This is a genomic window from Burkholderia sp. BCC1985, from assembly GCF_905339915.1.
Classification (GTDB): Bacteria; Pseudomonadota; Gammaproteobacteria; order Burkholderiales; family Burkholderiaceae; genus Burkholderia.
The window spans coordinates 56,518-77,474 of sequence record NZ_CAJPGY010000029.1 but is presented as its reverse complement, the minus strand read 5'-3'; the positions used below and the strand labels follow the sequence as shown (position 1 = coordinate 77,474).

General features: G+C 68.6%; 21 protein-coding genes. 16 read left to right on the top strand and 5 right to left on the bottom strand.

What is annotated here, in order from left to right; genetic code table 11:
- The first annotated feature begins 201 nt into the window (after positions 1-201).
- Genes gspG through U4Z31_RS25895 form a run of 11 tightly spaced genes read left to right on the top strand, consistent with a single transcriptional unit; the run spans position 202 to position 10,126 of the window.
- A complete protein-coding gene (gene gspG, locus U4Z31_RS25945) occupies positions 202-618 on the top strand; it encodes a type II secretion system major pseudopilin GspG (RefSeq protein WP_257776050.1) in 417 nt (138 codons plus the stop codon).
- A 56-nt stretch (positions 619-674) separates the two neighbouring features.
- Positions 675-1,877 carry a type II secretion system F family protein gene (locus U4Z31_RS25940; protein ID WP_124487507.1) on the top strand — a complete coding sequence of 401 codons (1,203 nt, stop codon included), beginning with the start codon at positions 675-677 and terminating at the stop codon, positions 1,875-1,877.
- A 17-nt stretch (positions 1,878-1,894) separates the two neighbouring features.
- Entirely contained in the window at positions 1,895-3,613 is a 1,719-nt protein-coding gene (locus U4Z31_RS25935) for a GspE/PulE family protein (RefSeq protein ID WP_124894398.1), read from the top strand.
- Complete coding sequence (locus U4Z31_RS25930; RefSeq protein WP_321811762.1) at positions 3,594-4,469, top strand: hypothetical protein; 876 nt, start codon at positions 3,594-3,596, stop codon at positions 4,467-4,469. Before U4Z31_RS25935 ends, U4Z31_RS25930 begins: the two co-directional genes overlap by 20 nt.
- The gene (locus U4Z31_RS25925) at positions 4,466-4,996 is read left to right on the top strand and encodes a membrane protein (RefSeq protein WP_044849141.1); all 531 of its coding nucleotides are present in this window, start codon (positions 4,466-4,468) and stop codon (positions 4,994-4,996) included. The genes U4Z31_RS25930 and U4Z31_RS25925 overlap by 4 nt, the downstream gene beginning before the upstream one ends.
- Entirely contained in the window at positions 4,993-5,559 is a 567-nt protein-coding gene (locus tag U4Z31_RS25920) for a hypothetical protein (protein ID WP_124487511.1), read from the top strand. The genes U4Z31_RS25925 and U4Z31_RS25920 overlap by 4 nt, the downstream gene beginning before the upstream one ends.
- The gene (locus U4Z31_RS25915; RefSeq protein WP_124894395.1) at positions 5,556-6,191 is read left to right on the top strand and encodes a hypothetical protein; all 636 of its coding nucleotides are present in this window, start codon (positions 5,556-5,558) and stop codon (positions 6,189-6,191) included. The genes U4Z31_RS25920 and U4Z31_RS25915 overlap by 4 nt, the downstream gene beginning before the upstream one ends.
- On the top strand, positions 6,192-8,534 hold the full coding sequence (locus tag U4Z31_RS25910) for a type IV pilus secretin PilQ (RefSeq protein ID WP_321811761.1): 2,343 nt from the start codon (positions 6,192-6,194) through the stop codon (positions 8,532-8,534).
- A gap of 3 nt (positions 8,535-8,537) precedes the next feature.
- Positions 8,538-9,071: a type II secretion system protein gene (locus U4Z31_RS25905; protein ID WP_044848032.1), complete on the top strand. Its 534-nt coding sequence runs from the start codon at positions 8,538-8,540 to the stop codon at positions 9,069-9,071.
- 9 nt (positions 9,072-9,080) lie between these two features.
- A complete protein-coding gene (locus U4Z31_RS25900) occupies positions 9,081-9,515 on the top strand; it encodes a type II secretion system protein (RefSeq protein ID WP_321811760.1) in 435 nt (144 codons plus the stop codon).
- On the top strand, positions 9,512-10,126 hold the full coding sequence (locus tag U4Z31_RS25895; protein ID WP_321811759.1) for a type II secretion system protein: 615 nt from the start codon (positions 9,512-9,514) through the stop codon (positions 10,124-10,126). Before U4Z31_RS25900 ends, U4Z31_RS25895 begins: the two co-directional genes overlap by 4 nt.
- A gap of 159 nt (positions 10,127-10,285) precedes the next feature.
- On the opposite strand, the gene U4Z31_RS25890 is transcribed toward U4Z31_RS25895, so the two are convergent.
- A complete protein-coding gene (locus U4Z31_RS25890) occupies positions 10,286-12,244 on the bottom strand; it encodes a PhoX family protein (protein ID WP_321811758.1) in 1,959 nt (652 codons plus the stop codon).
- Between the two features lie 191 nt (positions 12,245-12,435).
- The gene (locus U4Z31_RS25885) at positions 12,436-13,629 is read right to left on the bottom strand and encodes an ammonium transporter (RefSeq protein WP_321811757.1); all 1,194 of its coding nucleotides are present in this window, start codon (positions 13,627-13,629) and stop codon (positions 12,436-12,438) included.
- Between the two features lie 782 nt (positions 13,630-14,411).
- Between U4Z31_RS25885 and U4Z31_RS25880 the strand changes: the two genes are divergently transcribed.
- The 4 genes from U4Z31_RS25880 to U4Z31_RS25865 all read left to right on the top strand — a co-directional run bounded on the left by U4Z31_RS25880 (position 14,412) and on the right by U4Z31_RS25865 (position 16,927).
- Positions 14,412-14,840 (top strand): hypothetical protein, encoded by a 429-nt coding sequence (locus U4Z31_RS25880; protein WP_321811756.1) that lies wholly within the window; start codon positions 14,412-14,414, stop codon positions 14,838-14,840.
- Between the two features lie 90 nt (positions 14,841-14,930).
- On the top strand, positions 14,931-15,386 hold the full coding sequence (locus U4Z31_RS25875; RefSeq protein WP_044848026.1) for an Rrf2 family transcriptional regulator: 456 nt from the start codon (positions 14,931-14,933) through the stop codon (positions 15,384-15,386).
- Between the two features lie 139 nt (positions 15,387-15,525).
- Positions 15,526-16,167, top strand: a complete 642-nt coding sequence (locus U4Z31_RS25870) for an NAD(P)-dependent oxidoreductase (protein ID WP_321811755.1) — start codon at positions 15,526-15,528, stop codon at positions 16,165-16,167.
- A 289-nt stretch (positions 16,168-16,456) separates the two neighbouring features.
- Positions 16,457-16,927, top strand: coding sequence for an Lrp/AsnC family transcriptional regulator (locus tag U4Z31_RS25865; protein ID WP_321811754.1), 471 nt, complete (start codon positions 16,457-16,459; stop codon positions 16,925-16,927).
- Between the two features lie 88 nt (positions 16,928-17,015).
- Here the strand turns inward: U4Z31_RS25865 and U4Z31_RS25860 are convergent, their stop codons facing one another.
- Genes U4Z31_RS25860 through U4Z31_RS25850 form a run of 3 tightly spaced genes read right to left on the bottom strand, consistent with a single transcriptional unit; the run spans position 17,016 to position 20,500 of the window.
- A complete protein-coding gene (locus tag U4Z31_RS25860) occupies positions 17,016-17,789 on the bottom strand; it encodes an ABC transporter ATP-binding protein (protein ID WP_321811753.1) in 774 nt (257 codons plus the stop codon).
- A gap of 4 nt (positions 17,790-17,793) precedes the next feature.
- Entirely contained in the window at positions 17,794-19,470 is a 1,677-nt protein-coding gene (locus U4Z31_RS25855) for an iron ABC transporter permease (RefSeq protein WP_321811752.1), read from the bottom strand.
- On the bottom strand, positions 19,460-20,500 hold the full coding sequence (locus tag U4Z31_RS25850) for a Fe(3+) ABC transporter substrate-binding protein (RefSeq protein WP_321801323.1): 1,041 nt from the start codon (positions 20,498-20,500) through the stop codon (positions 19,460-19,462). The genes U4Z31_RS25855 and U4Z31_RS25850 overlap by 11 nt, the downstream gene beginning before the upstream one ends.
- Positions 20,501-20,743: 243 nt before the next feature.
- Between U4Z31_RS25850 and U4Z31_RS25845 the strand changes: the two genes are divergently transcribed.
- Complete coding sequence (locus U4Z31_RS25845; RefSeq protein WP_124487525.1) at positions 20,744-20,905, top strand: hypothetical protein; 162 nt, start codon at positions 20,744-20,746, stop codon at positions 20,903-20,905.
- Positions 20,906-20,957 lie beyond the last annotated feature (52 nt).

Genomic DNA, 20,957 nt, shown 5'->3' with positions numbered 1-20,957 from the left:
GCAGGGCCCAACAGGGGGGGATTTACCCATGGGGATGGACGGCACTCCCTACTTCTGACCCGTACCGGCGTGAACAAGAATGCAATCAACGGCATCGGCGGCGCCGGTGCCGCGGGTCGATACAGGGAGGCAGCCGTGAGCCACGAATCGTTCTCGATCCCGGCCGGCGGGCCGGGCCGGCGGCAGCGTGACGAACGACGCGTGTGCCGCGCGTGTGCGAGTCGCGGCTTCACGCTGCTCGAGCTGCTCGTCGTGATGGTCATCATCGGGTTGCTGGCAGGGCTCGTGGCGCCACGGTATTTCGAACAGGTCGGCAAGTCCAACGTCAAGATCGCGCGTGCGCAGATCGTGTCGCTCGGCCAGGCGCTGGATCAATACCGGCTCGACGTCGGTACCTATCCGACGACCGAGGAGGGGCTGGATGCGCTCGTGAACAAGCCGCAAAGCGCATCGCGGTGGAGCGGTCCCTATCTGCAGAAGGCCGTCCCGGTGGATCCGTGGGACCGGCCCTATCAGTATCGTTCACCGGGCGAGCACGGCGACTACGACCTGTTCTCGCTCGGCAAGGACGGACGCGGCGGCGGTACCGGCGAGAACGTGACGATCTCGTCGTGGTAGGGGCGCATGGCCGCGGTCGCGGCGCGCGTCGTGAGCAGCTCGCAAGGAGGCTCGACGTGAAATTCGTGCTGCATGTATTCGATACGAGCGGCTCGGTGCAGACGCTTCGCATCGACAGCGATTCGCCGGCGAACGCGGCCTCGCTCGCGCGTGCGCGCGGCCTTCGCGTCGTATCGGTCAGCACGGACGCCGGGCGGCAGCGGCGCGGCGCGAACCGGCTCGGCATGCCGCGTGCGCGGTTCGACGTCGACATGTTCGCGCGCGAGCTGGCGGCGCTGCTCGATGCGGGTGTCGGCCTCGTCGACGCGCTGCGCACGCTCGGCGGCAACGCGCGGCGCGAAGCGTCCGCACAGGTGTGCCGCGACCTGCTGCGGCAGCTCGAGGAAGGGCAGTCGCTGTCGGCGGCGCTCGAGCATGCGAGCCCGATCTTTCCGCCGGTGCTGGTGGCGTGCGTGAAGGCGAGCGAGCAGACCGGCGGCCTGGCCGACAGCCTGACGCGCTATTCGCACAACAGCGCGACGCTGCGCGAGTTGCGCGCGCGGGTCGTGTCGGCGGCGATCTACCCGACGGTGCTGCTGTTCGTCGGTGCGGCCGTCGTGCTGTTCCTGCTCGGCTTCGTGGTGCCGCGCTTCGCGACGCTGCTCGAACACAGCGGCCGCGAGCTGCCGCTGATGTCGCGGCTGCTGATGGCGTGGGGCGGCATGGTGCACGCGCACGGCACCGAGCTGGCCGGCGGTCTCGCGGTGCTGGCGGTGGCCGCCGGTGTCGCGCTGCGGCGGCCGGCGCTGCGCATCTGGCTCGCGGATCGGCTGCTGGCGCTGCCCGGCATCGGGCAACACTTCCGCGTGTTTCGCCAGTCGCAGTTCTATCGCACGACGGCGATGCTGGTCGACGGCGGCATTCCCGCCATTCGCGCGTTCGATCTCGCACGCGGCCTCGTCGGCCGCGCGGACCAGGCCGCGCTGGCGCGCGCGCTGCAGCAGGTCCGCAACGGCGCGAAGATGTCCGACGCGTTCCAGCAGGCCGGTCTCGCGAATGCGATCGGCTACCGCCTGCTGACGGTGGCCGAGAAGACCGGCGGGCTCGGGCCCGTCCTCGACCGGATCGCCGCGTTTCAGGAAGCGCAGGTGTCGCGCACGATCGACCTGATTTCGCGGCTGATCGAACCCATGATGATGATCGTGATCGGCGTGGTGATCGGCGGCATCGTCGTGTTGATGTACATGCCGATCTTCGAGATCGCGTCGAGCATTCAGTAGCCACCCCGGAGACGCGCGTGGACACCCTCACATCCTCCCCCGACAACCCGCCCGACGCGGACGCCGAACTGCGCGACCTGCTGCGCACGCTCGGCGAACGGCACGGTTCGGGCCTGCGCGCGCTCGAGGCATTGACGGCGCAGACGGCGCTGGGTGCGGACGAGATGCGCGAGCGGCTCGCGTCGCAATTCCGGATGAAGCCGATCGGCATGCGCGAACTGAATCGCCTGGAGCCGGATTTCGAGCTGGTGCCGTTCGTCGAGGCAACGGCGCGCCTTTGCGTGTGCCTGCGCGATCCCGACTGCGGCGCGCTGCTGTTCGCGATCGCCGATCCGCTCGATGCCCGCACGCGCGGCTGGATCGAGCACCGGATGCGTGCGCACCCGGCGCTGCCGTACGGATGGGCGCTCGCGAGCGCGGGCGACCTGGGCGCCTATCTCGCCGTGCGGGAGAAGGACATCCGCGCGATGGATTCGCTCGCGTTCGACGATCCGATCCAGAGTGCGCCCGATCCGGCGTCGCTCGCGTTGACGCTGCAGGGCATCAGCAGCGACGACAGCCCGGTGGTGCGTCTGCTCAATTCGACGATCTACGACGCGCTCAAGATGCTGGCGAGCGACATCCACCTCGAATGCCGGGCGAACGGCTTGATGATCAAGTGCCGGGTCGATGGCGTGCTGACGGTGGTGGGGCGCGTCGAGGGCCGCGACGTCGCGGACCAGGTGCTGTCGCGCGTGAAGGTGATCTCCGAGCTCGATATCGCGGAGCGCCGCATTCCGCAGGACGGGCGCTTCAAGGCGATGTACGCCGGACGCGAGATCGATTTTCGCGTATCGATCATGCCGAACCAGTTCGGCGAGGACGCGGTGTTGCGGATTCTCGACCGCTACCAGCTGTCCCAGGCGTCGGGCGGCCTGACGCTCGAGGCGCTGGGGTTCCAGCCCGCCGACACGCGCTTCATGCGGTCGGTCGCGTCGATGCCGTACGGGATGCTGCTCGTCACGGGCCCCACCGGCAGCGGCAAGACCACGACGCTTTATGCAATCCTCACCGAAATCAACAACGGGCTCGAGAAGATCGTGACGATCGAGGATCCGGTCGAATACCAGCTCGGCGAGATCCTGCAGATACCGGTCAACGAGGCGAAGGGCCTGACGTTCGCGCGCGGCTTGCGGTCGATCCTGCGGCACGATCCGGACAAGATCATGGTCGGCGAAATCCGCGATCCGGAAACCGCGCAGATCGCCGTGCAGGCCGCGCTGACCGGCCACCAGGTGTTCACCACCGTGCATGCGAACAACGTGTTCGACGTGATCGGCCGTTTCACGAACATGGAGGTCGATCCGTACAGCTTCGTATCGGCGCTGAACGGCGTGATCGCGCAGCGGCTGCTGCGCCAGTGCTGTCCGGACTGCCTGGACGAGGACACGGTCGACGCGGATGCGCTCGCCCGCTCGGGCATCGACCCGGACACGGCCGGCAGCTACCTGTTTCGCCGCGGTACCGGGTGCGCGATGTGCCGCGGCAGCGGCTATCGCGGCCGCCGCGCGATCGCGGAAGCGCTGCGCATGAACGACGAACTGCGGCAACTGCTGTCGGAGCGCGCGCCGCTCGGGCACATCAAGGCGGCGGCGCTGCGCTACGGCATGACGACGTTGCGCGCATCGGCGATCGACCTGGTGAGGCGCGGCGAAACGACGCTCGAGGAGATCAATCGTGTCACCATGGTCGAATGATCGGCTCGCGATCGGCGTCGGCACGCGCGAGATCGTCGTCGGCATCCGCCCGCGCGCACTGTGGCGGCCGGGCCGGCGCGGGTTCGCCGCCGATCCGCTCAGCGTCGTCATCCCCGACGAACGGTTCGGGAGCGAGACGGGGGTGCTCGACGCGCTGGCTGCCGCGCTGGCCGCGACGGCCACGACAGCCGGCAGCGACGGCAACGCGAAGCGGCCGCCCGTGCGCGGCGCGCACATCGTGCTCGACGATTTCTGGTGTTGCCATGCGATCCTGCGCGGCGACTTCCGCGCGCTGCATGCGCGCGAGCTCGAGGACATCGCGCTCGCGCATTTCTCCGACACCTACGGGGTCGCCGCCGAGTCGCTGGTCACGCGCTTCGACGTGCGGCGCGGCGGCCGTGTGCTCTTTGCCAGCGCGCTGCCGCGCACGCTGTACGACGGCATCCTCGGGACGGGCGCCGCCGGCGACGTCCGCATCCGCTGCCTGCGCGCGGGGCTTCCGGAGACGCTCGATCGGGTCGCGGTGAAGCCGGACGGCGACGCGATGCTGCTCGTCGTCGGCGAGGCGTTGCTGCAGGCGGTCATGATCGAGCGCGGCGAGTGGACCGCGTACGACGCGCAGCGCCTCTTTCCGGGCGAGTCCGGCGATGCGGCGAGGCTTGCCGAACTCGCCGAGCAGCTGTTCGAGCGCTCGGCGACGCGCACGGGCCTGACGCGCGACGACTGCAAGGTCTATCTGTCCGGCGTCGACACGGATGCCGCGCCGTTCGAGGCGCGTTTTGCCGCGGCCGTGCTGCCGGGCCGCGCGGCGCTCGACGGTTCGCCTGCGCGCCGGTTGCTGGAGTACGCATCATGAGCCGCACGCTCGACATCGATTTTTGCCGGCGCCGCGCCCGTATCGGCGTGAGCGGCGCGATCCTGCTCGGCGTCGCCGCGCTGCTGTGGGGCGCGTGCGCCGTCCGGCTCTGGCACGCGTATGCGGAGAACGATCGCATCCGGGACGCGCTGGCGCTCGTTCAGCATCGCACGTTCGCGCAGCAGCACGTCGTGAAGCCGCCGCCGACCGCGGCCGCCCGGCTCGCGGAAAAGCAGAGCCAGGCCGTGCTGCGCGAACTGACCGTGCCGTGGCAGACGCTCTTCTCGATCGTCGAAGACTATCCGGGCCATGACGTCGCACTGATCGGCATCGACCAGAACCCGGCACAGGGCCAGATTCGCATCACGGCCGAAGCGAAGGACCCGGACGCGATGATCGCGTACCTGAAGTACTTGCAGACGAGCGACGTGCTGCGCGAGGCGACGCTCAACGGCCACCTCGTCGAGGAGAACGTGGCGGGAAAGCCGGTGCGTTTCCAGATCACGGCCGTCTGGAGGAAATCATGAAAGCCGATCGTTTCGCGGACCGCCTGCTCACGCTTCGGTTCGCGTGGCGGCGTGCATTCGGCCTGCCGGGGCTCGCCGGGATCCTGATGCTCGGTGCCGCGGGCATCACGTATGCGGCGCTCGCCGGCGTGGAGGCCGACACGCGCGCGATGCAGGCGCCGGCGGGCGTCGTGCGCGCCGCACGCGGCCATCGTCCGGCCGACGTGCGCGGCACGGCGGCGGACGCGACGACGCTCGACACGTTGCCGGCGCTCTTTCCGCGCTTTTCGCAAAGCGCGGACGACATCGCGTCGATCTTCGAGCAGGCGCGCGACAGCCATCTGGCGCTCGGCTCCGCCGAGTACCAGATGACGACCGAGTCGGGGGCGCGCTTCACGCGCTACCAGGTGCTGCTGCCCGTGAAGGATCAGTACGGCGCGATCCGGCATTTTCTCGCGTCGGTGCTGAACCACGTGCCGAACGCGGCGCTGCAGGAAATCCACGTCGAGCGTCCGGCGGTGGGCAGCAGCATTCTCGACGCGCGGGTTCGTTTCGAACTCGTCTATCGGAGTGCCCAGCCATGATCTCCGCCGTCATGAAACCCGCGTCGCGCAATCGACTCGTGCTCGTACTGGGCTGCCTCGTCGTCGCCGGTACCGGATATCGCGTGTTGGTGGCGGCGATGCAGCAGCCGGCACCGGCCGCTGCAAGCGGCATCGTCCATCGCGACGGTGCGCGCGTGGCGCCCGCGCCGGCACGCGCACGCGCAGGCCTTGCGGCGGCCTCGCATGCCGCGGCGCCTGCGCCCGCGTCGTTGCCCGCGGCGCATGACGTACCCGCGCCGCATGACGCGGCGGCGACCGCGCGGGAACAGCTCGCCGCATTGCGTGCGCCCGTGTCCGTCGAAGCTGCGCACGATCCCTTCACGGCGTCGTCATGGCTGCCGCCGCCGCCCGTCGAGCCGCCGCCGCCCGAAACGCGTCCGGCGCCGCCGACCGCGCCGCCGGTGCCGTTCATCTATCTCGGCCAGCAGGATGCCAAGTCGGCGAAGCCGCAAGTGTTTCTCGGCAACGGAGACCAGTTGCTGATCGTTTCGCCGGGCGATGTGATCGACAGCCAGTATCGCGTCGAGTCGGTGTCCGAGTCGAACGTGGTGCTCACCTATCTGCCGCTGAACCAGATCCAGATGGTGCCCATTTCAGTGGAAGGAAAGTAAATGGAAACCGTACTGACACGGGATGTGCGCCGCAACGGGGACGGCGGCCCGTCGACACGCCTTTGCTCCGTCACCCCGGCCGGTGCGCGACCCGCACCGGCGCCCCGCTGCGCGACGCAACGCGCGCTGGCGATCGCCGTGGCGCTGCTCGCGTGCGGCGGTTGCGCGCATGTGCCGAACCTCCAGGACGATCCGACCAATGCGCAGGTGAAGATCGACGCCTTGCACGAGCGCAACGACGCGGTCGGCCAGCTGCTCGACAACGCGGACGCGTTTCGTCAGCAGAACGAATTCGACGACGCGGCGCGCTCCGTCTACATGGCGAAGCAGCTCGATCCGACCAGCGAGCGCGCGCGCCGGATCGGCGCGATGATCGACCAGGACCGCAAGCATCTCGCGATCCTGCAGGAAGCGGACCGCATGATGAAGCGCGGTTCGTACACGCAGGCCGCCGAACGCGTGCATCGCGTGCTGGTCGAGGATCCGGCCAATGCGATGGCGATGCGGATGCAGGCGGAACTCGACGAAAAGCGCCGCCAGCAACACGCGGACCGCGACGACAAGCTCGCGGCGTCGTCGATCATGCGCACGCCGGTGTCGCTGCAGTTCCGCGACGCGAACGTGCGGATGGTGTTCGAGGCCTTGTCGCGGACGTCCGGGCTGAACGTCATTTTCGATCGCGACGTGCGCGCCGACCTGAAGACGACGATCTTCGTGCAGAACGCGTCGCTGCAGGACACGGTCGACATGATCCTGTTGCAGAACCAGCTCGACAAGAAGCAGATGAATGCGAACACGCTGTTCATCTACCCGGCGACGCCGGCCAAGGAGCTCGAATACCAGGAGCTCAAGGTGCGCACGTTCCAGCTGTCGAACGTCGATGCGAAGCAGATCCAGTCGCTGCTGAAGAGCCTGCTGAAGGTGAAGGAGGCCGTGATCGACGAGCGCGCGAACTCGGTGACGATCCGCGGCACGCCGGACACGATCAAGGTCGCCGAGGAAATGATCACCGCCCAGGACTTGCCGGAGCCGGAGGTGATGCTCGAGGTCGAGGTGCTGGAGGTATCGCACGACCGGATATCGCAACTCGGCATCAACTGGCCGAACTCGTTTACGGTGTCGACGCCGAGCTCGGCCGATACCTGGGGCGTGCTGCATCATCTGCCGATCAATGCGCTGAACGTGAGCGGCCTGTCGGCCACCGCGGACTTCAAGCTGACCGACACCGACGCGAACCTGCTCGCGAGCCCGCGCATCCGCGCGCGCAACAAGGAGAAGGCGCGCATCATGATCGGCGACAAGGTGCCGGTGATTTCGAGCTCGAGCACGCCGAGCACCAGCGGCCCGTCGTTTACGCAGATGATCCAGTACCTCGACGTGGGCATCAAGCTCGAGGTCGAGCCGCAGGTTTATCGCGACGGCGACGTCGGCATCAAGCTGAATCTCGAAGTCAGCAACATCACCAACACGATCTCGAGCGGCAACTCGCAGGGGCTGAGTTCGCTCGCGTATCAGATCGGCACGCGCAGTGCGTCCACCAGCCTGCGGCTTCGGGACGGCGAAACGCAGATCATGGGCGGCCTGATTTCGGACGAGGACCGCCGCAACGCGAACAAGGTGCCGGGTCTCGGCCAGTTGCCGGTGCTCGGCCGCCTGTTCTCGGATCACGGCGGCGATCACAAGAAGACCGAGATCGTGCTGCAGATCACGCCGCATATCGTCCGTCCGCAGGTTGCGGCGGATGCGGACACGCAGGAAGTGTGGTCGGGCACCGACGTCAACGTGCATGCCGACCAGTTGCGACTCGACCCGGTGGCGCTGAATGCGGAGGCGCCCGCGGCGACGGACGCGAAGGCGCCGGCGGCGCCAGAGGCGAAGGCACCCGCGGCGCCGGAGGCGAAGGTCGTTCCGGGCAGCGTGGGCGGCGGCACGTCGGGCGGCGCGGCGCCGTCGCCGCTGGAGGCCGCGGCGAACCGTGCGCAGCCATCGCCGCAGAGCGGCGCGTTCGGGCAGCTGCCGGCCGCACCGCGCACGACGCCGCCGCCCGACCCGTACGGCGGGCGGTTTTCGAGGTCTCAGCCGGGATTGCCCGCGCCGGCCCCCGGGGCCGCCGCGGCGGAGCAGCCGGCTGGCGGCGCGGCGCAGGCGGCCGCGCCGGCGGGCAATGAAGCGGCGCCCGCGCCGGGCACCACCGTGACGCCGGTTGCGTCGCCGGCACCGGCCGAGCAGGCGGCCGCGGCGGCCAATGCGCCGGCCGCCGCGCCGGCGTCGCCCGCTCCGACGCTGCAGATGCCGGCGGGCGATATCCCGAACGAAAACCCGCTTCGCCCGATCGGGAAGTGAGCCGTGAACGCCCGCCGCGCAGCGCCTCGCATTGGCCGCGTCGGCCGGCGCGGCTTCACGTTGATCGAGATGGTCATCACGCTCGCGCTCGTGTCGATTCTCGCGCTCGCGATCATGCCGTTCTCCGAACTGATCGTGCAGCGTCAGAAGGAGCAGGAACTGAGTGCCGCGTTGCGCGAGATTCGCACGGCGCTCGATGCGTACAAGGATGCGAGCGATGCGGGGCAGATCGAAAAGGAGGCGGAAGCGTCCGGCTATCCGCCGTCGCTGGCCGTGCTCGTGACGGGCGTGAAGAACGTCCGCGACCCGAAGGGCGGCATGATGACGTTCCTGCGCCGCGTGCCGCGCGATCCGTTCTTCGCCGGCGATCCCGATACGCCGGCCGAGGACACCTGGGATGTGCGCGCGTACGGCACGCCGCCGGACCCGTCGGCCGACGCGGCTCCTGCCGGCATGGAGCCCGGCAAGGACGTGTTCGACGTGACCTCGAAATCCGCTCGTGTCGGCATCAACGGCATTCCGTACAAACAATGGTGACGGTTCATCATGAAACCCGCTCGCATGCGCAGGATCCGCGGCTTTACGCTGATCGAAATCGTGGTCGTGATGGCCATCATCGGGCTGCTTCTGACCTTGGCCGTGCCGCGCTACATGCACAGCATCGAGCGCGGGAAGGAACAGGTGCGGCGGCAGAACCTCGCGGTGATGCGCAATGCGATCGACCAGTATTACGGTGACAACGGGCAATACCCCGACACGCTCGACGAACTGGTCGCGAAGCACTACTTGCGCGCGGTTCCGGTCGATCCGGTGAACGGCGACGACAAATGGGCGACGATCGCATCGCCGGACGACACCAAGCCGGGCGTCTACGATGTGGGGCCCGCGAGCGGTGTGCAAGGCGCGCCGCCGGGCGTGGCGGGAACGGCGGCAACGGCGGGAACGGCGGGAACGGCGGGCGTGGCCGGGGCGGTGAAATGAGCCGGTCCGGCCGGGCCGCGCGCGCGCGTGCGATGCATGCGCGCCTGCGCAGCGGGCGGCAGCGCGGGCTCGTGCTGCTCGCGCTGCTGATCGCGCTGATGCTGATGTCGATCGCGCTGGCCGGCGCGCTGGATGTCTGGTCGCTGCAGCGGCGCCGCGAACAGGAGCGGCAACTGCTGTTCGTCGGCGATCAGTACCGCAGGGCCATCGTCGCGTACTACCGTGTCGGGCGCGTATATCCGCAAACGGTCGACGACCTGCTGGACGATACGCGCTTTGCCACGCCCATGCATCATCTGCGCCGCGCATATCCGGATCCGGTCAGCGGCAAGAACGACTGGTCGTTCCTGTGGCGGGCCGACCGGTTCTACGGCGTATCCAGCAGCTCGGATGGCGCGCCGATCAAGCGCGCGGGATTTCCGGATCGATACAGGGACTTCGAGGGCCTCGAAACCTATCGGCAATGGAAGTTTCTTTACCTCGCACCGGGTATGGCCGCATCGGCTGACGAAGCGTCGCCGGCGGCGCCGGCGCGGCCGGCCAGTGCGCCGAGCCTGTCCGGTTTTCCGGGCGGCTCGCTGCCCGGACAGGTGCCGACGGGCTTGCGTTGACGCGGATTCGGTACCACTCGATACAGGCCGCACGCAAAAAAGCGCGACGCCCGCAACGGGCATCGCGCGTAAAACGGCGTGGAGCGCCGACGAATGAAACGTGATGAAGAAAGGGGCGCCCGGCTAGGGGCGCCCGGTTAAGGACGCCCGGCCAGAGGCTCAGGCCTTCGCGAGCTTGATGCTGGTCGGCTCGGCTGTCAGGTAGCCGACGCTCGCGCCGAAGCGGTCCTTGTAGTTCGCGCGCACCAGCGGGTCGAGCGTCGCCTTGACCTTGTCGTGCAGCGGCGTCTCCCAGTCGCCCACGTGCTGGAAGTTGCTCATCACGTAGGTCCAGCCGTTGATCTCGTCGACCGCGTGCAGGCCCGTCGATTCGGCGCCGGCCGGGCACGACAGCACGCGCGCGAGCGATTTCGTGTCGACGTTGTACGCCCACAGGAAGTTGTTCACGTGCATGCCCGAGTCTTCGCCGATGAACAGCGTGCGCAGCTTTTCGGAGAACTTCAGGTTGTCGGGGTTCGCGATCTTGTCCGGGTTCGCGAGGTTGCCGAGCGCATCGGCCGCGGCGAGGTCCTCGCCGACGAGCGCGGCCGGCGCGCTCATGTCGACCGGCACCCACTCGCTGTCGATCGCGCTGCCCGACTTGTCGCGCTGGCCGGCCTTCAGGTTCAGCGCATAGACGGCGCCCGCGGCGATCTTCTTGTCCACCGCGACGTCGCGCGACACCGCATTGCCCCGGACCATCGACGTCTCGATCCGCGACATCGCCGTGTAGACGATCTTGTCCTTCGCGTTGACCGTCGTGCCTTCGAGCTTCGTGAACGCCATGCTGCCGCCGATCAGCGCCGCGTAGCGGTGCGTCTCGAGGAACGCGGCCGCCTTTTCCATCCCGGGCTTCACGCGCATCCAGTTGAACTTGCCGCCGAAGTGGATCTTCGTGTAGCTCGCGTCGTTCGGGTCGGTCGTCGTCAGGTCCATGATGTCCGACGCCTTCAGCGTGTTCGCGAGCGTCTCGATCTCGCTGCTCGTCGCGTGGCCGATTTTGATCCACGTGAGCGTCGCGCTGCCCGCGCCGGCGGACGACGTCTGCGTCCACTTCGCGACGTACAGCGTGCCGGCCGACAGGTCGGCCGCCTTGTCGGCGACGAACATGAACAGGCCGCCGTTGGTGGCGTCGTCACCCATCATCACGGTGCGCTGGTCCGGCATCACCTGGATCAGCTCGTGCGAGATGCGGCCGAGACAGTAGTGCTTCTTCACCGTGCCGGTGCCGTCCGGATTCACCGTGATCTCGGGCAGGTGGCCGTAGTGGTAGGGGTTCGCCTTCGTCTCGTCGCCGAACGTGTTGCGGCTGAATGCCTTGAACTGGGCGTCGGTCGCGGCCTTCGTCGCATCCGGCTCGTATTCCTCGCTCGACAGGTGCGTGCCCCACGGCGACAGGCTCGCGCCGCACGTGATCCACAGGCCGTGCGCCTTCGACGTGTCGACGTTGTGATACTTGACGACCTTCAGCGCGCCGCTGGACGGATCCTGGTCGAGCGTGATCACCGCGATCGGCGACGGCAGCTGGCCGTACTGTGACGCGCTTGCCTGGTCGCGCGTCGTGTATTCGAACTGCACGACCGCGAACACCGTGTTGCCCTTCACGCCGGCAACGCTCGCGTTCTTCAGCGTCAGCAGCGAGCTGCCGTCCGGGCAGTCCGAGTAGAACTGGCGCTCCTTGCCCGCCACCGAGCGGTCGATGATCGGCTGGTTGTTGATGTCGTAATAGCCGCCCGCGAGGGTCGTGCCGCCCTTGCCGTCCGGCACCATGTCGCCGGTCACGAAGAACGGCCGGTACGCGAGCTTGAAGTTGCGCGACGAGCCGTCCGAGAACGACACCGACAGCGTCGAGCCGACCGTCGTCGTGGCCATTGCGGCCGCGTTGTCGAGCGTGGGCGCGGCCATCGCCGAGAACGTCGCCGACGTGTACGCGGCGGCCGGCGTCGCCGCCACCGGATTGTCGTCGCCGCCGCAGCCGGTCAGCAGGGCCGGCAGCGCGAGGCCGGAGAGGGGCAGCATGGGCGCGCCGGCGAGGATCTTCAGGGCCTGACGACGGGAAGCATTGGGCAACGCGGGCATGTGGAGTCCAGTTTCAGATATTGGAAGAATGGCCTTCTGCGAAGCAGGCGATCAGCAAGCAAGGCGAAGGCAAGTTGAAAACTGGACCGAAGTGTAGGGACGCTAGATGAAAGTTTTTTGAATAGAAAACGTAATGATGTGTCGGGCGTCCGTCAGGCGGGCTGCCGGACGCCGGTCGCAAGCGTTTGCGCTCAGTCGCGCTCGGGCGTCGCCGAGATGCGGTGGATCGACAGGTCGGCACCGTCGAATTCGGCTTCGCGATCGAGGCGCAGCCCGACGGTCGCCTTCAGCGCGCCGTACACGAGCGTGCCGCCCGCGCTGGCGATCGCGATGCCGCCGAGCGTGCCGATCAGCTGCGACACGAACGACACGCCGCCGAGGCCGCCGAACGCGGGTTGCCCGAACACGCCGGCCGCGAGGCCGCCGAGCGCGCCGCACATCCCGTGCAGCGGCCACACGCCGAGCACGTCGTCGATGCGCCACTTGTTCTGCACGCAGGTGAACATCGCGACGAACAGTGCGCCGGCCGCGGCACCCGTGACGAGCGCGCCGATCGGGTGCATCACGTCGGAGCCCGCGCAGACGGCGACGAGGCCCGCGAGCGGGCCGTTGTACGTGAAGCCCGGATCGTTGCGGCCGGCCATCCACGCGGCGAGCGTGCCGCCGACCATCGCCATCAGCGAGTTCACGGCGACGAGGCCGCTGATCTTGTCGAGCGTCTGCGCGCTCATCACGTTGAAGCCGAACCAGCCGACCGCGAGCACCCACGCGCCGAGCGCGAGGAACGGGATGTTCGACGGCGGATGCGCGGCGATCCGGCCGTCCTTCGCATAGCGGCCGTGGCGGGCGCCGAGCAGCAGCACGGCCGGCAGCGCGACCCAGCCGCCGAACGCGTGCACGACGACCGAGCCCGCGAAATCGTGGAATGGTGCGCCGAATGCGTGCGTGAGCCAGGCTTGCACGCCGAAGCGCTCGTTCCATGCGATCCCTTCGAAGAACGGATAGATGAAGCCGACGATGATCAGCGTCGCGACGAGCTGCGGATTGAATTTCGCGCGCTCCGCGATGCCGCCGGACACGATCGCGGGGATCGCCGCCGCGAACGTCAGCAGGAAGAAGAAGCGCACGAGCGCGTAGCCGTTGTGCTGCGACAGCGTGCCGATGTCGTCGAAGAACTCGACGCCGTACGCGATCGTATAGCCGATGAGGAAGTACGCGAGCGTCGACACCGAGAAGTCGACCAGGATCTTCACGAGCGCGTTGACCTGGTTCTTCTTGCGGACCGTGCCGAGCTCGAGAAATGCGAAGCCCGCGTGCATCGCGAGCACCATGACGGCGCCGATCAACAGGAACAGTGTATCGACGCCGGATTTCAGACCATCCATGCCGTGGCTTCCTTGCGCAAAAAACGGGCGAGGAATGCAAGTATCGGGCCAACTTGGTGAACGGCTGCGTGCAATTGGTGCAGAGGGCCGTTTGGTGCGGCATTCCGGTGATGCCTGCACGATGGCGGGGCAGGCCGCATGCGCCGCGGCTGCCATAACGAATGCACGTGCGTGGTGCGATGCGTGCGCAACTGGTGCGTTCGATGCGCGCCGCGGTGCGGCGTGGTGCGCCGCGATGCACCGGTGTGGCGCGTCAGCGGCGCATGAACAGCGCGCGCGGGCGCCGCAGCGCCACGCGCTGGCGCACCAGTAGACGGCGACGCTCGAGAGCCCGAGCGCCGCGAACGACAGCGCGGCGAGGCCCGCGCGCGACGGGTCGTCGCCGTCGGCGCCGAGGATGCCTTGCTGGACGATCAGCGCGGCCGTCCAGAAGCCGATCACCGCCTGCGCGAGCAGCCGGGCGCACGCGACGCGGCGCCTGTGCCCGGCATCACGCAGGCGTGTCGCGGAGGGGGCGCGAAGACACAGGAACAGGGTGGCGGCGAGCACGGCGGCCAGCGTGATGAACCAGTCGATGAGGAAAGCCATGAAGGAAGCGGAAAGCGCGTAGAGCGGATTGGAGCCTGCCCAATTCAGTGTCGGCGCGCGTGCGATTGAATCAGACAATTCCGAAATTGAAAGGCATTCTTAATCGGGAGTCGGCGTTGGCCCCGTTGCGGAGGCGGTATCATCGACACCGGTCCAACCCTGCAGGCCGTGCGGCGCACGGCCGGAGATTGCTGATGAAGATGAAGACTTCGCGGGCGCGTCGCACGCCCGGGTCCCTGCTGGCGGCCGCGGCCGTCGGCGCGCTGTTGTTGCTCGCAGGCTGCGAGAAGTCCGGCACGCCGGCCACGCAACCCGATACGGCCGCGAGCGCGGCCGCCGACGCCGCGAACAACGCGGCCAAGGCGCTCGACCAGGTGGCGAGCACCGTCAACCAGCAGATCAATGCCGCGAAGGCCGGCATCGCGAGCGCGGCATCGGCGGTGCCGCCGCTGTCGGCGAGCGGCCTCGCGTCCGCCGCGCAGGCGCAGATCGATGCGGCCGCTTCCGCGGTCGTCGCGCACGCGGCATCGGAAGCCGGCGCGAAGATCGCGGAGGCCGGCAAGAAGCTCCAGCAGTGGAGCCAGCAGAACGCATCGGGTGCGAAGCCGGCCAGCGGCGAGTAGCGGGCCTTGCGCAATCCGAGAAATGTAATTATAGTGGTTACACATTGTCGCCGGCTGCGGTTCGGGCCGGCGTCGCCGAGTGAGTGAGGAATGAATACCAGCAGCCGGTTCGCGTTTGCCGTTCACGTGCTCGCCTTGCTGTCGATGCAGGAAGGCGCGCCGCTGTCGTCCGACATCATCGCGGGCAGCGTGAACACGAATCCGGCGCTGATTCGCCGTCTGTTGTCGATGCTGGCGGCCGCGGGGCTGACCACGTCGCAGCTCGGCGCGGGCGGCGGGGCGCTGCTGGCGCGCGAGCCGGGCGAGATCACGCTGCTCGACGTGTATCGCGCGGTCGACGACGCGCAGCTGTTCGCGCTGCACCGCGAGGCGCCGAATCCCGCGTGTCTCGTCGGGCGGCACATCCAGGGCGTGCTGATCGACTATATCGGCGACGCGCAGCGCGCGATGGAAGCATCGCTTGCCACGCGCACGCTGGCGGACGTCACGGCCGACGTGCTCGCATCGGAGCAGCGCGGCCGGCCGGCGGGGAGCGCGAGCGGCTGAGCGCAGGCAGCGGATGAGGCAGGGCAGGAGGCCGGATGGCGCGCATTGCGCGGCGCCCGGCGCGACGGAGTGCGGCTCCGTTTTTTTTCGGTCTTATATGTAATTGCTGTAGTTACTTATTTATTTCTGGAGAATCGACATGACGCAACGTTCCTTGAACATCGCACTGTTTGGCGCCACCGGGATGATCGGTTCGCGCATTGCCGCGGAAGCCGCGCGCCGCGGCCATCGCGTGACCGCGCTGTCGCGCCATCCGGGGGCGGCGGCCGACGGCATCACCGCGAAGGCGGCCGACCTGTTCGATGCGGCCAGCATCGTGGCCGCGCTGCCGGGCCACGACGTCGTCGCCAGCGCGTACAGCCCGAAACAGGACGATCCCGCCAAGGTCGTCGCCGCGGCGAAGGCGCTGGTGGAAAGCACGCGCCAGGCGGGCCTGAAGCGGCTCGTGGTGGTGGGTGGCGCCGGGTCGCTCGAGGTCGCGCCGGGCAAGCAGCTGGTCGACACCGAAGGTTTCCCGGACGCGTACAAGGCGGTCGCGCTCGCGCACCGCGATGCGCTCGACTATCTGAAGACGGTCGGCGATCTCGACTGGACGTTCTTCGCGCCGGCCGCGCTGATCGCACCGGGCGAGCGCACGGGCACGTTCCGCACGGGCGTCGGCAAGCTGATCGTGGACGCGCAGGGCAACAGCAAGATCTCGGCGGAAGACTATGCGGTCGCGTTCGTCGATGCGCTCGAGCAAGACAGCTTCGTGCGCGAGATCGCGACCGTCGCGTATTGAGCGGCATCGTGGCGAGGCGGCACGCAAGTGCCGCATTCGCCGTGAGCGGCGCGCGGCGGGCAGCGCAGTCGCAGTGACCACGGGCGATTCCATCTCGACGGGTGGAATCGCCCGTTTTCGTATGGGCGCCGATGATTCATGGACCGACGTGCACGCGATCCGTGCGCGACGCGGATCCTTCCCCGCCTGATTGGTATTTATCCCGGTCGACGCCGCGCAGCGGTTTCCATATTGTTCCCCGTCATGCGGGATGTATAGAAAAAATTTCTATCTACGAGGGACTGGGTAAATGGATGCCATCGATCGCAAGCTGCTGGAGCTGTTGCAGGCAGATGCCACATTGCCGATCGCGGAACTCGCGCAGCGCGTGAACCTGTCGCAGACGCCCTGCTGGAAGCGCGTGCAGCGGCTCAAGGAAGCCGGCGCGATCCGCGCGCAGGTCGCGCTGTGCGATCCGCGCAAGCTCGGGGTCGGCACGACCGTGTTCGTCGCGATCCGCACGAACCAGCACACCGAGGAGTGGGCGCAGCGTTTCACGCAGGTCGTGTGCGACATGCCGGAAGTCGTCGAGGTCTACCGGATGAGCGGCGAGACCGACTATCTGCTGCGGGTGGTGGTGGCCGGCATCGACGATTTCGATCGCGTGTACAAGCAACTGATCCGCGCGGTGCCGCTGTTCGACGTGAGCTCGTCGTTCGCGATGGAGCAGATCAAGTATTCGACCGCGCTGCCGGTGCGCGATCTGGCCGAGCCGGCGTAGCGCGCGGAACGGCAATGCATCGCGTCGGTACGGGAGGGTGGATTGCGTGTTCTTGCCGCCGAGGCTCGCCGTCGTCGTAATGGCCCGCTCAGCGGCCGCGCGACATGGCGCGTGCACGTTCGTCCGCCAGCGCGTCGCGGCGCACGAACTCCGCGACGAACGGGCTGGCCGGATGGTGATGCAGCGCGTACGGCGTGTCCCATTGCGTGAGCCGGCCGTCGTTCATCACGCCGATCCGGTCGGCGATCGCGAACGCTTCAGCCTGGTTGTGCGTGACGAGGATTGCGGTGTGACCCGTGCGCTTGAGGATGTCGCGGAGCTCGAATGCGAGCCGCTCGCGCGTATCGACGTCGAGATTCGAGAACGGCTCGTCGAGCAGCAGCAGCTCAGGCGACGGCGCGAGCGCGCGGGCGAGGGCGACGCGCTGCTGCTGGCCGCCCGACAGTTCGTGCGGATACGCGCTGCCTGACGCGGCGAGGCCGACGAGTTCGAGCAGGTCCGCGACGCGGGCGCGCCGCTCGGCCTTCGGCATGCGCCGCAGGCCGAACGCGACGTTGTCGGCCGCGCTCAGGTGCGGGAACAGCGCATAGTCCTGGAACATCATGCCGATGCGCCGCCGCTCGGGCGGCACGTCGAGCGACGGTGCGGAGACGAGCGTGCCGTCCAGCACGATGCGCCCCATGCGCACGGGCTCGAAGCCCGCGATCGCGCGCAGCACGGTGGTCTTGCCGCAGCCCGATGCACCGAGCAGGCAGCCGATGTCGCCGCGCGGCAGCGCGAGGCTCAGCCCGTCGACCACCGAGCGGCGGCCGTGCGGCGTATCGTAGGCGACGCAGAGGTCGTCGAGTTCGAGCAGGTTCACGGTGTCAGGCTCCGATCTTGTGACGGGTGCGCGCGAGCAGGATCACGGGCACGAGCCCGGCCAGCACGATCGCGAGCGCGGCGACCGCGCCTTCCTCGTAGGTGCCGCGCGCGGCTTCCGCATACAGCCAGGTCGCGAGCGTGTCGAAATTCAGCGGACGCAGCAGCAGCGTCGCCGGCAGCTCCTTCATCGCATCGACGAAGACGAGCAGCGCGCTCGTCGTGAGCGCGGGCCGCAGCAGCGGCAGGTGCACGCGGCGCAGCGTGCCGCCGGCCGTCTCGCCGAGCGAGCGCGCGGCCTGTTCGAGCGACGGCGGAATGCGCGCGAGGCCGGCTTCGATGCTGCCGGCCGAGATCGCGAGAAAGCGCACGGTGTACGCGATCACGAGCGCGGCCGCCGACCCCGTCAGCAGCAGCCCGTCGCGGCCGAGCGCGGCACCCAGCAGCCGGTCGGCGGCCGCGAACGGGATCAGCAGGCCGATCGCGAGCACGGTGCCCGGCACCGCGTAGCCGAGGCTCGCGATTCGCGCGCACACGCGGGCCGGGCCCGCGCGCGCGCTGTCGCGCTGCGCGCGCGCCGCCCACGCGACGACCAGCCCGCATGCGAGCGTCGTGACTGTTGCGGCGGCGGCGATCGTCAGCGTATTCGCAAGCCCGGTCAGCAACTGCGCGGATACGCCGCCGACGAGATGCAGCCGCTTGCCGGTCTCGACCGCGAGGTACGCGGCCGGCGCGCCGAAGCCGAGCAGCACCGGCAGCCAGCCGAGCGCGGCGGCGCTCCACGCGGCCGCGCCCGTCAGCTTGCGCGGTGCGAGCGGACGCATGCGGCGGCCGTGCGCGTAGCGCTGGCGGCGGCGTCCGTGGCGTTCGAGCACGATCATGCCGACCACGATCGCGAGCATCGCGAGCGCCACCTGCGCGGCGCCCGCGAGATCGGAGCGCGTGATCCACGTGGTGTAGACCGATACGGTCAGCGTCTGCACGCCGAGGAATTCCGATGCGCCGATGTCGTTCAGCGTTTCGAGCAGTGCGAGGCTCACGCCGACCGCGATCGCGGGCCGCGCGAGCGGGACGACGACGCGCCAGAACGTCGCGATGCGTCCGGCGCCGAGCGTGCGCGCGGCTTCGAGCAGGCTCGCGGACTGCGTGACGAACATCGCGCGCGTGCTCAGGTACACATACGGATACAGCACGAAGCCGAGCACGAAGATCGCGCCGGGTAGCGAGCGCAGGTCGGGCAGGCGGAACTGGCGCGGGCTGTCGAAGCCGAGCAGCCAGCGGATCGCGCCCTGCACGGGGCCGATCGGGTGGAGCAGGTCGAGATACGCGAACGCGACGATGTAGGTGGGCACCGCGAGCGGCAGCAGCAGCGCCCAGGTCAGCATCCGGCGGCCCGGAAAATCGTACGCGGTGACGAGCCACGCGCAGCCGGTGCCGACTATCGTGACAATCGCGCCGACGCCCGCGAGCAGCAGCAGCGTATTGGCGAGCGCCTGCGGCAGCACGAATTCGGCGAGGTGCTGCCAGTGCGCGAGATCGGCGCCGAGCGCGGCGGCGACCAGCACCGCGAGCGGCGCGGCGACCACCGCGGCGATCGCGACGGCCGCGCCCAGCCAGAGGCTCCCCGCGCGCGAACCGAGCGGCCGGCGGCGCGCGCGCACGAACGCTGCATCAGTTGTCAAAGCCGACCTTGTCGACGAGCTGGCTGGCCGCCTTGCGGTGCTTCGCGATGTCGGCCAGCGGCAGCGGGTCGACCTTCAGCGTGCCGAAGCTCGCGATCACCGGGTCGAGCTTCACGTTCGCGCGCACCGGGTATTCGTAGTTCGCCTGCGCATACAGCGCCTGCGCTTCCGGCGACACGAGGTACTCGAGCAGCTTCACCGCGTTGGCCTTGTGCGGCGCGTGCTTCGCGACCGTCGCGCCGCTGATGTTGACGTGCGTGCCGCCGCTCTTCGCGTTCGCGAACGTCGGCCGCACGACCTTGATCGCGTCGCCCCACTTGCGCGCGTCGCTGCCGGCTTCTGCGTTCTTCATGTGACCGACGTAGTACGCGTTCGCGAGGCCGACGTCGCAGATGCCGCCGAGAATGTCGCGCGCGACGTCGCGGTCGCCGCCCGTCGCCTTGCGCGCGAGGTTCGCCTTCACGCCGCGCAGCCACTTTTCGGTCGCGGCTTCGCCGTCGTGCGCGATCATCGCCGCGACGAGTGCCGTGTTGTACGGATGCTGCCCCGAGCGGATGCAGACCTTGCCCTTCCATTTCGGATCGGCGAGATCCTCGTAGCGGAACGCGTCGACCTTCAGGTCCTTCTCCACGTACAGCACGCGATCGCGCAGCGACAGCGCGTACCAGTCGCCCTGCGCGCCGCGCAGGTTCGCGGGGATCGCGTCGTCGAGCACCTTCGAGCGCACCGGCTGCGCGAGCCCGCCGTCGACGAGATCGAGCAGGTTGCCGATGTCGACCGTCATCAGCACGTCCGCCGGCGACTGCGCGCCTTCCGCCTTCACGCGCTCGAGCAGGCCGTCCTTCACGAACACCGTATTGACCTTGACGCCGCTCTGTTTCGTGAACGCGTCGATCAGCGGCTGGATCAGCTTCGGTTCGCGGGTGGTGTACAGGCTCACTTCCTCGGCCGCGTGGGCCAGCGGCGCGAACGCGGCGGCAAGGGCGAGGGCGCCGGCGAGCGGCAGCAGGCGGGTGCGCGGATTCGACATGGAGACTCCGATGAGGCAGGCGGACGAGGAAGCGTTCCGGGGCGTGCCTGCCGCCCGAGCGACCCGAAACATTACAAAGCGAAAGATTTCGGATTCTAGATCGAAATGGGAATGATTATCAAATGAAAGGTGGTGGAAAGTGATGCGGAAGGAACGGGGAGGGACACGGAGACGGGGCGTCGCGGCACGGGCGCAAGCGCGTAGAATGCCCGCTTCAACGAATTCGACGGAGCCGCACCGACCATGAACGATCAGCGCAAGAAGAACCCTGTCCGCAACGTGAGCATCCTGATCGTCGTGGTCGTGCTGTTCGTGATCGGGACGATCCTGTACAACGCGATCTCGCAGAAGCGTGCGTACGACGAGGCCCATCCGGCCGAGGCCGCGAGCGCAGCGTCGCACTGACGCTGATGCTGGCGCTGGCGCTGGCGCTGGCGCTGACGCCGACGCGGATGCG

Excerpts from the sequence above, each read along its gene's own strand:
- U4Z31_RS25925 (WP_044849141.1), top strand. The coding sequence starts at position 4,466 with ATGAGCCGCACGCTCGACATCGATTTTTGCCGGCGCCGCGCCCGTATC.
- U4Z31_RS25920 (WP_124487511.1), top strand. The coding sequence starts at position 4,993 with ATGAAAGCCGATCGTTTCGCGGACCGCCTGCTCACGCTTCGGTTCGCG.
- U4Z31_RS25915 (WP_124894395.1), top strand. The coding sequence starts at position 5,556 with ATGATCTCCGCCGTCATGAAACCCGCGTCGCGCAATCGACTCGTGCTC.
- U4Z31_RS25910 (WP_321811761.1), top strand. The coding sequence starts at position 6,192 with ATGGAAACCGTACTGACACGGGATGTGCGCCGCAACGGGGACGGCGGC.
- U4Z31_RS25900 (WP_321811760.1), top strand. The coding sequence starts at position 9,081 with ATGAAACCCGCTCGCATGCGCAGGATCCGCGGCTTTACGCTGATCGAA.
- U4Z31_RS25895 (WP_321811759.1), top strand. The coding sequence starts at position 9,512 with ATGAGCCGGTCCGGCCGGGCCGCGCGCGCGCGTGCGATGCATGCGCGC.
- U4Z31_RS25890 (WP_321811758.1), bottom strand. The coding sequence starts at position 12,244 with ATGCCCGCGTTGCCCAATGCTTCCCGTCGTCAGGCCCTGAAGATCCTC.
- U4Z31_RS25885 (WP_321811757.1), bottom strand. The coding sequence starts at position 13,629 with ATGGATGGTCTGAAATCCGGCGTCGATACACTGTTCCTGTTGATCGGC.
- U4Z31_RS25880 (WP_321811756.1), top strand. The coding sequence starts at position 14,412 with ATGAAGATGAAGACTTCGCGGGCGCGTCGCACGCCCGGGTCCCTGCTG.
- U4Z31_RS25875 (WP_044848026.1), top strand. The coding sequence starts at position 14,931 with ATGAATACCAGCAGCCGGTTCGCGTTTGCCGTTCACGTGCTCGCCTTG.
- U4Z31_RS25870 (WP_321811755.1), top strand. The coding sequence starts at position 15,526 with ATGACGCAACGTTCCTTGAACATCGCACTGTTTGGCGCCACCGGGATG.
- U4Z31_RS25865 (WP_321811754.1), top strand. The coding sequence starts at position 16,457 with ATGGATGCCATCGATCGCAAGCTGCTGGAGCTGTTGCAGGCAGATGCC.
- U4Z31_RS25850 (WP_321801323.1), bottom strand. The coding sequence starts at position 20,500 with ATGTCGAATCCGCGCACCCGCCTGCTGCCGCTCGCCGGCGCCCTCGCC.
- U4Z31_RS25845 (WP_124487525.1), top strand. The coding sequence starts at position 20,744 with ATGAACGATCAGCGCAAGAAGAACCCTGTCCGCAACGTGAGCATCCTG.